The organism is Vibrio sp. 11-4(1) (assembly GCF_013048625.1).
Classification (GTDB): Bacteria; Pseudomonadota; Gammaproteobacteria; order Enterobacterales; family Vibrionaceae; genus Vibrio; species Vibrio diabolicus.
On the sequence record NZ_VHSY01000005.1, the window covers coordinates 60,715 to 74,643 of the forward strand.

Genomic DNA, 13,929 nt, shown 5'->3' on the forward strand with positions numbered 1-13,929 from the left:
GAATAGATGCCTCTAGTTATGCAATTGATATGATGCTCAAAATTGAACATCAACGATTATCGAGTCGGTATAAGTGCCAGCTGGTGGGGTGGTTTGGCTTGTTATTATCTCTGCGCGATAATTGAAGTTCTGCGGAGTGATGCCATCGGGAATAGTGTCACCCGTATCCACATCGCTCTGTTCACGACGTTCAGAACCAGTACCCCCCCACCGCTCCGTCGATGAGGATTTATAGATTTCATACTCCAAATAGTTACCGCCAGATGCCATGCGTCGTTGGCCTCCGGAGGCATTCACACCGTCGTTTAAACCAATGGTAAAAGCACTATTCTTGGTGCAGGTTAATGATATAACCTGACTGACAGGGTCAAAACCTGCCACCAATGGTGATGAACCAAAATTAATATCTGGCGCCGTGATCATACAATCGGGAGTGACTTCCAACTCTACCGTAATCAAGCTTTGTGCATTGCCTGTTTCTCGCCCAAGACATACGCCTCCAACTCCAATTCCTGAGCAATAATTCCAAATCCAAGACACCGTAATTTGGTCTCGATAAGTCCCTGCTGAGAGATTACTACCAGCTCCTGTCCGGGCATAAAGCGGAAATTCAGCTTGAGTGCCAAATAAACCTAGTAAATCGAGCAGCCCAATTTCAAAAAAATTGTAAGTTTGGCCAAAAATGTACTCTTGCGAAAGGCTTGGGTCTCCAAAAATCTGATAGCTAAGTTCCGAACTGATATCCGCCGCATTAAGCAACCGCCCATCGTTAGCGCTGTTAAATGTTGCAGACACATAATCGCCACTCAACAAAGAAACAAGTGTAGAAAAGTCACACGTTATCCCTGCGTGAGGCTGGGCTGAGCTCTGTTGCTGAATAGTTGAAACGGTAAACGAGGAAACGCTTCCAAATTGAATCAAAGGCGTCGGCGCAGTGAGCTCACAAGCCATGTTACCGGACGATATAAAAAGAAGAAAAAACCAAAGATAACGAGAATACCGACTCATAATTGTACCTCTGCTTTTTGCTCTTTCGTGCAGACTTGTTTACCTAATGTCTGTATCTTCTCGCTCCGTGTTTGATAGAGTCCCGTTATAAACACTTTACAAGGTGGAAAGCCTTCGGGGTAAAAGATAATGTACTCACCTACATTACGACCCTCAAAATACGTCACTCCATCCCAACCAATTTGCCCTACCACTCCAGTATCCGATTGACCATAAGTTCCTAACGGCAAGTAGGCGTCATTTTCATCAACAACCTCCATACTTAACGCAACTTGCAAAGCTATTGGGAACTCGAGCAAATAGCCATACCCAGAATGTATCGACGCGTATTGTTCTGTTGTTGGGAAAAAAGCATTGGCTGGTAATCTAAGCGGATCAATTTCATATTTTGCGGTGTAATATGCCATTGCCCACGGCACAAGTAAGTAACCGTCATCATCAGTCAATCCAACGACTTGATTCTCATATTTGACGGGCACACCTTCAAAACCGCTAGTACTGACAACAGCGAAACTATCGTACACATTATTTGCAGGGAATATTTCACCATCGAGTGACGCAACCGAACCCGACATTTCGGCAAAATAATCGTAATTACCACTCGTCCCGTTTAAGCCCGCTCGGAACTCCGCCCAAGAGGCTCGGTAAGTAACATCGGCCTGCTTTCTATTGTCAGGCTTTTCATTAATATCATGCGCTAAGTTGATTCCCCAACCACCTCGAATCGGCGCAAGTCGACTAACACTAGCACGGCCACTAAGATGACCATCGCTTTCCCGCTTCATGGTTAATCCCGCGCTACCAGAGAAAGCGCTCAAAGGTAATGAGAATTGTGCTAACGTAACGGCCTCTCCACCTATGCTCCGATTAAACGATAATGACATGTTGATATCGAACGGAAGCGAGCGGCTGTAAGTTACATTAAGTATTCTCGATCGAGAGTCGGTTTGCTGAACATCAAAGTATCCCCCTGATAACGAACCCCACTCATTCAGCCGTGCGCCAACATTTATCTGAGAGACATGTCGAGACAAATTTTCTCGCTCGTTAGTGTCATCACTTCTCAAGCTCTCTGGTGTTTGGGAGAGCGTGTAAAATCCCTCGCTCTCAACTTGGGTACGAGTGGCAAAGCTAAACATTCGAGATTGATAACTATAACCAACTGAATAGGAACTCGCTCTCTGCTCATAATTGCTAAACCTTACCGCCCCATCAATCGTTCCCATATTGAATAGGTTGGTAACAAAACCGACTCCCGCAACAATCAAGTCATCTTTCGCTTCGGTTTGTGCCTCCAACGTTAGCCAGTTTGTCATTCCGTGCCTCGCAGCTGCGACAACAGCACCATCGCCATAGTCATTTGAAGCGTTGCCATAGTTTTGGCGTAAAGCACCAAAACTGGCGTTGTAAGAGGTGTAGTTAGCCTTCAGCAAGTTAGCTGAAAGGAAAAATGGACTGGTCATTGCAGTCCGCCTTCCCTGGGCATCCGTTGCAATCACTGTGGCTTCACCAGCTCCCGATACCATTGGAATATCATTGATAACAAACGGTCCCGGCCCCACAAACATTGAATCGGTTTTTAATCCGTTTACAAATAAATCTAACGTCGTGGGAGCAGTTACTTCGCCATAAAATGCAGGTAAAGGGGCGGTAACCACATCTGGACGCATAGAGAAGTCATGTGAGAGTTGAATACCAGCCATTCGAACTGGTTGACTCCACGCAAGGGGCCTCACAATGTAATCCCCTACTTCAAAGCGCAATCGACGACTTTGATCAACATATTCGTACCTCGTGTCGAAGCGCGTATATTTATTACTTTGTTGCGCTTGAACGTCTCGATGAAGGTTAGATTTAAATATTCCCGTCGTAGAAAGTACGCCGAATTCGGAAAAGGCTCTCAATTCGTGGTTAATAGATACTTCTTTTTGACTACTCTCGTGATCATAAACACCAAACACACTGTAATTAAATAACCCACCAGTTCCGAATTTAGCAGGGGAAAAACGCCTCCTGTTCTGCGCAGAAAAGCGTTGCATCGGCAACCAATTCGGAGGCACTGTGATTGATAATTGCAGTGACGATTGCAAATAATCGACCTCTACACCCGATATTGATGTTATGTCTAACTTCTCTTGCGTCCCAGGTAATACATCCGCGACCACGCCAGCAGAAAGTAAATCGTCTCTATACACGAAGTAACGCTCGCCTTTACGTTCAACATCCGAGATTAAACCAGTCGGTCGTTGATTAATGACTAGTTCTAACGACAAATGAATATTTTCAAAGTTCTCATAAGAAAAGTTTTCAGGGCTAGGTAACTGCGATAAATGGGTCACTACGTTATCGCACCAACCCACGCCAGACGTCATACTGGTAAATAAACAAGATAAATATAAAATCTTATTCATTTTGTTCGAGTGGAATAACGTAACGCTTACCTTCAATATCCGCCTTTACTTTTATATTTTTCATATTGGAGTAAGAAATAGGCCACGTTTTATATTGCTCAGGTAATATATACCCTGCTAACCCTTTCGAAACGATAAAAGGCGATTGGTTTGGCGCGGTCACTGCTAGGTTGACTAATCTGACATAGTGATTACTGGTGTTTTCTATATGAATAAGGTTCTTATCTTTACTCTTTATAATCTTTGCCTGTAGTCCGCTCCAAACTTCATTTGTTCCTTGGGATTGTCTTTTCATCCCTTTACCGTACATAAACAATGGTATGGAATATCTCATTCTCACTTTTACTGCCAGATCATTTTCTTTATTTTCATCTTGAGGCCCTTTAGCTGGCGGGAGTTCATCGATGATAATACGATATGCGTACTCTTTATTCGAAAGCGCCCCATCTTGATTTAATATACGAATAAGTTGTTTGGCACCAGGTGCAATTTTCACAAAAGGAGGCGTAGCTATCAGTTGTCGTTGCTGCGCATATGTATCCTGTCCATCCTTCTGTCCCCACTGAAAAATACGAACCTGCAAATAAAAATCTTCAGTGCCTTGATTAACCATCCAAATTGATGTCGCATTCGATTCAGAAGATATTTTAGGGTAAATAGGCCAAATAAGAAGAGAATTAGCATAGGCCTGTGAAGTTAACGTTGATAAGAAAATAATGACGAAAACCAGTCTTTTTATTATTAAATCCATTTAATTTCTCCGAAGGTTATCATTTCTTCGAAACAGCGCTTACCACTCAAGCGTTAAGGTAAGAGTATCTGTATAAATACCAGCGATTTCATTTCCATTTAATATCGCCTTTGCCCAAATTGGCACCTGAATGTTGTCAGGGTCTTCATTAGTTCCAACAGAATAGGGGGTATCAATGTCTAATACTTGAGAGTGTTCTGCATCTTCAAATAATAAATAATCCACCGTACTCGACTTTTCTGTGTGCTTCAGCTTGCGTACTCCTAGCGAAGCGTTCAAACCACCGTCAATCTTAATATTCATGGCTATGCCAGGGGTACAACTTAACGTAAGCCCACCGTTGTAGGTGATGCTGCCTTCTACTTCCGCAGCATAAATAGCAGAATGTTCACCAAAGTTTAACTCTCCTATTGTTCCAATTTGAGTGTTACTCTCTTCTGTCAGCGCACCATTGATCAGACACCCCGTATCAATGGTCGCTGACACTTGGAAAGTTTCACTCTGCGCTGCAAAAATAGGATAGGAAAAAATGGCACAGGCGGTGAATAAAAATGCTTTGAGTAATATAGAGTTCACTTACCAACTCAGAGTTACGTTTAGTGTATCAACATAACTCCCTGCGACGCTGCTGGTACCGTATGCCGTGGCGTACAAATTAATGGTCTCTGAATCAACACCATTAAATGTAGAGAGTGCTATAGGGTTACTCGAGGTAAACTGGGTAGAACGATCTGAATCAGTGAAGAGAGTGTAATCCACAAACTCGGATCCGTTGGTCATTGCGTGATTACCTGTCGTCGAACTGGGATCGTTGGCACCACTGACTAAAGAGAAAGTAGGCGTGACTCCATTGCTGCAAAGTATTTCGATCCCCGTACCACCTTCCCCAGTCAAGACTGCTTCTTGCTCAGTAAAAATGGCCGGAACGTCACCAAAATTTAATGAGCCAAAACCAATATTACTGGAACCGTTCACCGCATTGTTGCCATTAATGACACAGCCTTCCACTAAATTGATCGAAACGTCTATCGTACCGCTAATTGTCTCTGCCCTCGTTTGTAAGCTCAACACTGTAAATAACAAGGGAATAATCAAACAAAAAATTTTCATATGAAGCTCCATTTCTATCTCTGTGAACTCTATACAGATGATTGTATTATTAGTTATAGCTCAACAAATAAAACAAAGTGCATATCAAGATTAAAAAGATAAAAAGAAGTCAGTTCATTGTAGTTGTCAAAAGAAAAGCAGTGCTTTACACCGAGATATTCTTTTAGGTTGGAATATAAAACCACCAATTAACCATATTAAATAAAAGGTCTTTAGTGTATTCTGCATACGTTGAAACACGAAGAAGGCAGTTTTTTCTGAATTAGACAGCTTTTAGAAACGAAAAGAGATAGGGTGTGAGCTAAATAATAAAAAATCTAACCGTTTAAAAAACGAAAAAAAACGCCCCTTTCGGAGCGCTTTCTTATTTGAGCAGATTATTCCCAATCAAGGATAACTTTGCCAGACATGCCTGAACGCATGACATCGAAGCCTTCTTGGAAGTCATCAATCTTGTAGTGATGCGTAATAATTGGTGATAGATCCAAACCAGATTGAATCAGTGAAGCCATCTTGTACCATGTTTCGAACATTTCGCGACCATAGATGCCTTTGATAACTAGGCCTTTGAAGATCACTTGGTTCCAATCAATGCCCATATCTGATGGTGGAATACCGAGTAATGCAATACGGCCACCGTGGTTCATTGTGGTTAGCATTGAGTTGAATGCCGCTGGGTTACCAGACATTTCTAGGCCTACGTCAAAGCCTTCTGTCATGCCTAGTTCAGCCATTACATCTTCAAGCTTCTCTTCAGCAACATTTACTGCGCGTGTTACACCCATTTTACGAGCTAGCTCTAAACGGTACTCGTTTACGTCTGTGATAACCACATGACGAGCGCCGACGTGTTTCGCAACTGCGGCGGCCATGATGCCGATTGGGCCAGCACCAGTGATGAGCACGTCTTCACCGACTAGATCGAAAGAAAGCGCAGTGTGTACCGCGTTACCGAACGGGTCGAAGATCGATGCTAGATCGTCAGAAATCTCGTCAGGGATCTTAAACGCGTTAAATGCAGGAATCACTAGGTATTCTGCAAATGCGCCTTCACGGTTTACACCCACACCGATCGTGTTGCGACACAAGTGAGTACGACCGCCACGACAGTTACGGCAGTGACCACAAGTGATGTGACCTTCACCAGATACGCGGTCACCGATTTCAAAGCCACGAACTTCCTGACCAATCGCAACCACTTCACCCACGTATTCGTGACCGACAACCATAGGCACTGGAATTGTCTTTTGTGACCATTCGTCCCAGTTGTAGATGTGTACGTCCGTACCACAGATAGCGGTTTTCTTAATTTTGATCAGAATGTCATTATGGCCAACTTCAGGTTTATCAACCTCAGTCATCCAGATGCCTTCTTCAGGCTTTAGCTTTGATAATGCTTTAATTTTCATAATGTAACCTTAATTAAAGGCCCTATTATCTAGGACCTAGAGTCTTAAATAAGACCCATGTCCTTACCAACTTCGATGAACGCATCAATTGCACGATCTAGCTGCTCACGAGAATGCGCTGCTGACATTTGAGTACGGATACGCGCTTGGCCTTTTGGTACCACAGGGAATGAGAAGCCGATTACGTAGATGCCTTTCTCTAGTGCTCGTTCAGCAAATTCTGCTGCCACTTTCGCATCACCTAGCATGATTGGAATGATCGCATGGTCAGCGCCGCCCATTGTGAAACCAGCAGCTTCCATACGTGCGCGGAAGTGTGCTGCGTTTTCCCATAGACGGTCACGTAGGTCACCGCTCTCTTCTAGTAGATCTAGAACTCGGATAGAAGCGCTTACGATTGCTGGTGCAACAGAGTTAGAGAATAGGTATGGACGAGAACGCTGACGTAACCAGTCGATCACTTCCGCTTTACCAGACGTGTAACCGCCTGAAGCGCCACCCATTGCTTTACCTAGCGTACCTGTAATAATGTCGATGCGGTCAACCACGTTGTGGTATTCGTGCGTACCTGCACCCGTTTTACCCATGAAGCCAACCGCGTGAGAGTCATCAACCATGGTCAGTGCGCCGTATTTTTCAGCTAGGTCACAAATAGCCGGAAGGTTCGCCACTACGCCATCCATTGAGAACACACCGTCAGTAACGATAAGAATGTGGCGTGCGCCTGCTTCTTTCGCAGCAATCAGTTGTTGCTCTAGCTCTTCCATGTTGTTGTTTGAGTAACGGAAGCGCATTGCTTTACATAGACGAACACCGTCGATGATTGACGCGTGGTTTAGTGCGTCTGAAATAATTGCGTCTTCTTTACCGAGAATGGTTTCAAACAGACCTGCGTTTGCATCGAAGCAAGAGGTGTAAAGAATCGTATCTTCTTTACCTAGGAACTTAGACAACTTCTGCTCAAGCTCTTTGTGGATGTCTTGAGTACCACAGATGAAACGTACTGAAGCCATACCAAAGCCGTGTTCGTCCATACCCGCTTTACCCGCTTCAATTAGCGCAGGATGGTTAGCAAGACCAAGGTAGTTGTTTGCACAGAAGTTTAATACTTCTTCACCGGTAGAGATTTTAACAGCCGCTTGCTGCTGAGACGTGATTACGCGCTCTGATTTGTAAAGACCTTCAGCCTTCACTTCTTCAATTTGCTGCTGAATCTGTTGGTAGAATGCAGAAGACATTTGAAATTCCTTCCTGGTTATTTTGGCGAGTATTTACTCGTTTAGAATTAGGTTGAGCCTTTATGTGACGGGCATCACGGGCTATCACTCATCAATTAATTGTAGTGTAATTCAAGGAAGGAAGAAGGATTATCCCTTAAGGTGGAAAAGCATTAATGAATTCAAGGCACGAATTCAATTAATGCTTTCCTATATTATTGTAATAAAAGGAGTTATCGCCCAGTTGGTTGTTTAAGTAGTGCTTCAAAGTCTTTGGCTGGTAACGGGCGGCTATAGTGGAAACCTTGCCCGAACTCACAGTTTAAGCCTTTTAGATAATCGACATGACGCTGTTCTTCAATGCCTTCAGCAACAATCTTAAGGTTCAGCGCTTTCGCCATTGCAATGATCACGTTGACGAGCTCACGATCGGAGTCGTTTTCGAACATATTTTGCATAAAGCTGCGATCAATCTTAAGGCGATCGAACGGGAATTTCTGTAAGTAACTCAACGCAGAATAGCCAGTACCAAAGTCATCGATGGTAAGCTTAGTGCCTAACGCTCTTAAGTTATTGAGCATGTCTAATAGCTCTGAGTCGTGGTTAAAGAGAAGGCTCTCAGTCACTTCAATATCGAACTTATCTGATGGAAGACCAGACTCCTCAAGGCTCTTCTTAATAAACGCAAGTAAGCGATCACAATACCTAAATTGAACACTGGAGAAATTCACAGAAACAAACAGCGGCGTCAGACTTTGCCATTGCGCCGCTTGGCGGCACGCTTGCTGGATAGCGAATTCACCAATTTGATGAATCAAGCCATTTTTCTCAGCAATAGAGATAAACTCTTCAGGATTTACGAATCCGTACTTCTCATCATTCCAACGCATTAACGCTTCTGCGCCAACAATTTTACCACTGCTCAGCTCAATAATAGGTTGATAATACAACTCTAGTAATTGACTAGAGATGGCATTTCTTAGTCGATTTTCCAAATCCAAATAGCGTTGCAAGTCTTGGTTCATATTGTGGTTATAAAAACAGAAGGCATCGCGTCCATCTTGCTTCACGCGATACATCGCCATGTCAGCACAGGCGAGGAGCTGCTCGGCATTATCTCCATCATCCGGAAATACAGACATTCCGACGCTGCTACTCAAGAAGAATTCATGGTTGTTCCATACAAATGGATCGTTAAACGCCGAAAGCACGCTTGAAGCAACGCGCTTCGCGGTGTCGTTGTCAGGTAAGTCAGGAATCACTAATAAAAACTCATCCCCACCAATTCTCGCCAGTAAGTCTGTTTTTCTCGCGACTTGATGCAGTCGTTGAGCACTAAGTTTAAGGATCTCGTCCCCAACAAAGTGACCCATTGAATCGTTAATCTGCTTAAAGTGGTCTAAATCAATAAACATGACCAATACTTTTGAACCACTACGTGACGCTCTAATCAACTCCAAAGCCAGTCTCTCAGAACCGTAGCTGCGATTAGGCAAGTTAGTCAACGTATCGTATTTAGCTTGGAAGGCGAGTTCTTTTTCAGACGCTTTTCGGCGTTCAATTTCGTTAGTTAGTTTTCGGTTCTGTTGAGAAAGAATGTCTTTTCGCTTTTTCTCTTCTTCAAGTTTAATTTTCAATTCAATTCTATTATTGTTTGTGATGAACGCATAACACAGCGCAATAACAACCATAACAGCAAGAATACTCAAACCGAGAATGAAGATCCGTGATGTGAAAATATCTCGCTCACTCAAAGGCTCAAACCAAGCCATAAGTTTGAAGTGATGTTTTTCAACAGGCACTTCAAAATATATTTTTCCATCAACGGCTTCAGATATTAAATAATTCTCATCTTTATTATGAGAAGACGTTTTATTTATTGTATCCCATACGACCATCTCAACGTCTTTTATTTTGAGCACCATCCGGCTATAACTGTCTTCGTGCTCTTGATTAGTGAGCTGATCAATAACAATGTTTTTATTGAGATCTGCAATTAGAAAGGCAACTGGCTTTCCAGAGAACTTGACTTGCTTGATGACTTGAATACGCACGTCGTCGTTATATCGAGTTGCACAAACCTCTTCGGGATGCCCATGTTGAGTCATTAAGGTTTGGATATCCACCTTCTGCTCTGTGTTGTCTTCAGAGCCCGTCGTGACAATCGTTGTGCCATCACTGCCTACCAGTGTGAGCTTTTTATAGATTTGGCTGCTATTAATTAACTTACCATCTATCTTTTCATCGAAACGACGCTTCAAGTTAATTAAACTCGCTCCTAATCCGTACTCCATTGACATGCCAGAGGCTAAATTAGCAAAGAATGTTTGTACTGTTTTATCTGTAGATAAATTATCAACATCTTCACTAGCAATGGTAAATAAATTATCGAGTGTGCTTGCGTAACTTTTTACTTTTAAACCGAGTTCCCTATGCTGGGATTCTTTTAATTTATTTTGCCCCAAACTTGTCACAACAATAAGCATAGCTAAATAAATAGAGACTAATATTGCGCTTATTGCAATAAATTTTTTACTGGATATTTTTTTAACGGCCTTTTTCATCGGATTTTCTTACTATCTTCTATGAAGTAATCGTTATAAAAGTAGTAAATAGATGGGTAGTATTTTTTTACTAATTTTTCGTAGGTTCCATCTTTCTTTATTGAATCTAAATAACGATCAAATGCTTTGCGTAATTCCGGCGAGTTTTTCCGGAATGCAACAGCCATTTTCTGATTTTCGGATACTGGACCAATAACTTTTATTTCACCTGGCCATTTTTCTAATGCAATTAACGTATCGGCGACGTCTAGTAATGTGCTTTCCGCATCATTTTTCATTATCGCTGGCACCATCTCATTAAGAAGACGAGCCCCATCAGGCAGTATGACTTTTGCGCCTGTGTCATATAAGTCATAAAGGTTAGGGTCCAAGCAAGAGTGCTCCAACGCTAACACTTCGCGACCATGAATAAGCTGCTTGACGGTTTTTACATCTTCATCAACCGAACCACTGGGTTTAATCGGACTCAGCGTGGAATCTGTTCTGGAAACTAACCAAACACCTGACGGGAAGTAATCTTGTGAAAAGTCTAAAACTTCAGAACGCCAGTCAAGAATGGTAACGCCATTTGCGATCAAGTCCCCCTCGATTGGAACACTTTCTCCCACGACGGCTTGCTTATTATGGTATTGAACATCTTGGCCCGTCAGCTTACCGACCATATCGCTCCACTGAGCTGGAACATATTGGTACTTAACGCCCAACGACTTGGCAAAGCCTTTTACTATCTCTACATCTAAGCCAGTCAAGGTTTCCACTTCACCTTGTTCAATATAAGAAACGAAGTTAGCGTACGGCACACCAATATGGCGCAACACTCCGCGATCACGGATCTGTTGTAAGTCGTCTGACCAAGCGGAAGAGGACATAACAGAGGCCGCCATAAGCGCCATCGCCGCTAAAGTTCTTTTGAATGTTTTGACTGACATAATAATATCCTTACCTTTCACAAAGCGCCCAATCATGGGCGCTTGAGTGATAAACAACGATGTTAGAACGACGAGTAATACAAATTCGTCATCGCCACCACGAGCCCTTCAACATCCTGCTCGTCATGGAACAAGTGCGTGGAGATACGGAGTGCGTAAGTATCAAAGTCATCATCTTTATGCAGCTTAAAGCTGGTTGTTCGAATGATATAGCCATATTCTTCACGCAGACGATCTCTGAATTCAGTCAATATGTCTTCATTCGTCACATCAGAGAATGGGTTAACTGTGGTTAAGCCACTCGTTAAACCTTCCACGTTTGGCGAGTACATTTGGGCTTGTGGCAAGTACTCTTGTAGTAAGGTTTTACACAAACTACCAAGACTTAGAACACGTTCCTCAATGCGGTCACGACCAATCTCATCCCACATTTTGCAGCTATCAACTAACGCTTGTTTCGCAGGATAGTTGTCGTTCCCGATGTACTGCATCTGTAACTGCTTGCCTAAGTAATCCGCATGAGAAAGTGAAGAGTTGATCAACCACAACGGGTTTTCACGATCACTCCAATACTCATTCAAGCGATTGGCGTTATCACGTACGTACAAAATACCGGTTGCGCCAGGACCACACTGCCATTTGTGACCAGAACCTGCATAGAAATCACAGTCCATATCATGGAAATCGAGGTCAAACATACCGACAGTATGCGCTCCATCTACAAGCGTAGGCACACCATATTCTTTCGCTAAAGCACAAATGGCTTTGGCTGGTAACGCCGTTCCCGTTTTATAGGTGATATGAGAGAACATGATGAGGCGAACGTTTTGATGCGCATCAAGCGCGTCACGGAAAGCTTGGATGTAATCTTGTTCAGAAACGTCTTCAGTACCGGTAAATACTGGTAGTTGAATTTCAACAACATCGACGCCAAAACGATGTTTTGCGACGTTCATCGGTGATGTTGCTGCCATATGCTCATGGTGCGTCGTTAGAATCACATCGCCTGGTTCAAAGTGTAAGCCGTTAATGATCGAACATAGACCATCAGTAGTATTGCGGCTGAGAATGATCTCTTCTGGGTTCGCACCAAAGCCAGGCGCTACTTCTTTAACCATCTCAGAGACATAAGGCCAAGAGCCAAATTTGCCCTTCATATCCCAAGGATATTTAGCCACCAACTTGTTGTTATGCTCGTAATCTTGAAGAACTTGTCTTGGCATAGAACCCGTTGTGCCAATGTTCATGTAAGTCGTACGTTTATCCAAAACGAACTGTCGTTGCACTTTACGCCAAAAGCGCTTATCGTGTTTTCTACCTAGCCCGCGGCTGCTCCAATCAATTTTCTGTTCTCGTGCTTGAACTGCGCTCGAGAAAGCGGAAGCACTCACACCAGCAACAACAGCTCCTGTTGCGCCTTTCAGAAAATTACGGCGGCTGCTATTAGTCTGAATAGATTCCTTGTCTTTCATCTTTTTCAATCCTTGTCGGAAATTAGCCATATTATTAATTTTAAGTGCGTAACTATCTGTTACTAAAACATTATTACCCATTAAAACCAGAGTTTAATTTTTCCTCCGCCATTAAGTGACTTTAGTTCCAATTTTTTATCTTATTTGATGATATAAGCAACAGTTTGACCACAAACCTATAAACAACCATATTCACATTAAAATATTCATTAAATTGATTATTTTTTATAGAAGACAATTCCGACAACTTCTTTATAAAACAATTATGAGCTTTGTTATAAAGTCATTAAAAATTTAACTTTGCGTTAATTTAAAAATATTCAGGCTATTTTTTGATTGACGTCTATTCTTTTTATATCTGAACAATCTCAATATGTTAAGTCTTAATAGTGGAGAGCTGGTTTCGCAGATAGATACCAGTTTAAGACCATAGAGTGAGACACATCACTCTCTGACATAAACCCACCGCTCAACAGACATAAGGAAGAGAAGTTTTCACTAATATGTGCTTGAGCGTACAACCAAAAAGAAGGAAGTCCCATGTTAAAAGGATTGCTATGCATTTCAGTTGCTGCCACTCTCGTAGCCGCTCCTAACGTACTTGCGCAGACTGTCGCGATGACCGATCTCAACAGCAAGAAGAGCGCTGGCACCATTGAGATTTCACAAAGTGACTATGGCGTGGTATTTATGCCTCAGTTATCAGGTTTGTCATCAGGGGTCCACGGTTTCCATGTTCACACCAATCCATCGTGCGATAGCGCGGAGAAGAATGGCAAAACCGTCCTTGGCGGTGCAGCAGGTGGTCACTATGACCCCAGCAACACAGGGAAACATGGCTACCCTTGGACCGATGACAATCATTTAGGCGACCTGCCTCCACTCTACGTGGACATGGATGGCAATGCCAATCAGCCCGTTGTCGCGCCTCGCCTAAAATTATCAGATTTAAAAGGCCGAGCATTAATGATTCATGCTGGTGGTGACAATCATTCCGACCATCCTGCTAAATTAGGCGGCGGCGGTGCGCGCGTTGTATGTGGCGTTATTAAGTAGTC

General features: G+C 43.0%; 11 protein-coding genes. 1 reads left to right on the forward strand and 10 read right to left on the reverse strand.

The genetic code is table 11. The features are described from left to right. Window positions 1-36: 36 nt before the first annotated feature. The 10 genes from FKN16_RS11265 to FKN16_RS11310 all read right to left on the reverse strand — a co-directional run bounded on the left by FKN16_RS11265 (window position 37) and on the right by FKN16_RS11310 (window position 12,871). Window positions 37-1,008 carry a spore coat U domain-containing protein gene (locus FKN16_RS11265; RefSeq protein ID WP_170902711.1) on the reverse strand — a complete coding sequence of 324 codons (972 nt, stop codon included), beginning with the start codon at window positions 1,006-1,008 and terminating at the stop codon, window positions 37-39. Then, complete coding sequence (locus tag FKN16_RS11270; RefSeq protein WP_170902868.1) at window positions 1,005-3,419, reverse strand: fimbria/pilus outer membrane usher protein; 2,415 nt, start codon at window positions 3,417-3,419, stop codon at window positions 1,005-1,007. The genes FKN16_RS11265 and FKN16_RS11270 overlap by 4 nt, the downstream gene beginning before the upstream one ends. Beyond that, window positions 3,412-4,170, reverse strand: a complete 759-nt coding sequence (locus FKN16_RS11275; protein WP_006741957.1) for a molecular chaperone — start codon at window positions 4,168-4,170, stop codon at window positions 3,412-3,414. Before FKN16_RS11275 ends, FKN16_RS11270 begins: the two co-directional genes overlap by 8 nt. 39 nt (window positions 4,171-4,209) lie before the next feature. Continuing rightward, entirely contained in the window at window positions 4,210-4,746 is a 537-nt protein-coding gene (locus FKN16_RS11280; protein ID WP_225311819.1) for a spore coat U domain-containing protein, read from the reverse strand. Then, window positions 4,747-5,280 carry a spore coat protein U domain-containing protein gene (locus FKN16_RS11285; RefSeq protein ID WP_006741959.1) on the reverse strand — a complete coding sequence of 178 codons (534 nt, stop codon included), beginning with the start codon at window positions 5,278-5,280 and terminating at the stop codon, window positions 4,747-4,749. 377 nt (window positions 5,281-5,657) lie between these two features. Further along, window positions 5,658-6,689, reverse strand: a complete 1,032-nt coding sequence (tdh, locus tag FKN16_RS11290) for an L-threonine 3-dehydrogenase (RefSeq protein WP_005394871.1) — start codon at window positions 6,687-6,689, stop codon at window positions 5,658-5,660. Window positions 6,690-6,733: 44 nt separating this feature from the next. After that, on the reverse strand, window positions 6,734-7,927 hold the full coding sequence (locus FKN16_RS11295) for a glycine C-acetyltransferase (RefSeq protein ID WP_005394869.1): 1,194 nt from the start codon (window positions 7,925-7,927) through the stop codon (window positions 6,734-6,736). Window positions 7,928-8,139: 212 nt separating this feature from the next. Then, window positions 8,140-10,470 carry an EAL domain-containing protein gene (locus tag FKN16_RS11300; protein WP_170902712.1) on the reverse strand — a complete coding sequence of 777 codons (2,331 nt, stop codon included), beginning with the start codon at window positions 10,468-10,470 and terminating at the stop codon, window positions 8,140-8,142. After that, window positions 10,467-11,399 carry a transporter substrate-binding domain-containing protein gene (locus FKN16_RS11305; RefSeq protein ID WP_046875760.1) on the reverse strand — a complete coding sequence of 311 codons (933 nt, stop codon included), beginning with the start codon at window positions 11,397-11,399 and terminating at the stop codon, window positions 10,467-10,469. Before FKN16_RS11305 ends, FKN16_RS11300 begins: the two co-directional genes overlap by 4 nt. Window positions 11,400-11,461: 62 nt before the next feature. After that, entirely contained in the window at window positions 11,462-12,871 is a 1,410-nt protein-coding gene (locus tag FKN16_RS11310) for an aminotransferase class V-fold PLP-dependent enzyme (protein WP_170902713.1), read from the reverse strand. Window positions 12,872-13,411: 540 nt separating this feature from the next. On the opposite strand from FKN16_RS11310, the gene FKN16_RS11315 reads away from it, so the two are divergent. Further along, entirely contained in the window at window positions 13,412-13,927 is a 516-nt protein-coding gene (locus FKN16_RS11315; RefSeq protein ID WP_005394862.1) for a superoxide dismutase family protein, read from the forward strand. Window positions 13,928-13,929 lie beyond the last annotated feature (2 nt).

Bases quoted from the DNA above. Each gene is read 5' to 3' on its own strand.
- tdh (WP_005394871.1), bottom strand. From the start codon at position 6,689: ATGAAAATTAAAGCATTATCAAAGCTAAAGCCTGAAGAAGGCATCTGG.
- FKN16_RS11265 (WP_170902711.1), bottom strand. From the start codon at position 1,008: ATGAGTCGGTATTCTCGTTATCTTTGGTTTTTTCTTCTTTTTATATCG.
- FKN16_RS11310 (WP_170902713.1), bottom strand. From the start codon at position 12,871: ATGAAAGACAAGGAATCTATTCAGACTAATAGCAGCCGCCGTAATTTT.
- FKN16_RS11300 (WP_170902712.1), bottom strand. From the start codon at position 10,470: ATGAAAAAGGCCGTTAAAAAAATATCCAGTAAAAAATTTATTGCAATA.
- FKN16_RS11270 (WP_170902868.1), bottom strand. From the start codon at position 3,419: ATGAATAAGATTTTATATTTATCTTGTTTATTTACCAGTATGACGTCT.
- FKN16_RS11285 (WP_006741959.1), bottom strand. From the start codon at position 5,280: ATGAAAATTTTTTGTTTGATTATTCCCTTGTTATTTACAGTGTTGAGC.
- FKN16_RS11275 (WP_006741957.1), bottom strand. From the start codon at position 4,170: ATGGATTTAATAATAAAAAGACTGGTTTTCGTCATTATTTTCTTATCA.
- FKN16_RS11295 (WP_005394869.1), bottom strand. From the start codon at position 7,927: ATGTCTTCTGCATTCTACCAACAGATTCAGCAGCAAATTGAAGAAGTG.
- FKN16_RS11305 (WP_046875760.1), bottom strand. From the start codon at position 11,399: ATGTCAGTCAAAACATTCAAAAGAACTTTAGCGGCGATGGCGCTTATG.
- FKN16_RS11315 (WP_005394862.1), top strand. From the start codon at position 13,412: ATGTTAAAAGGATTGCTATGCATTTCAGTTGCTGCCACTCTCGTAGCC.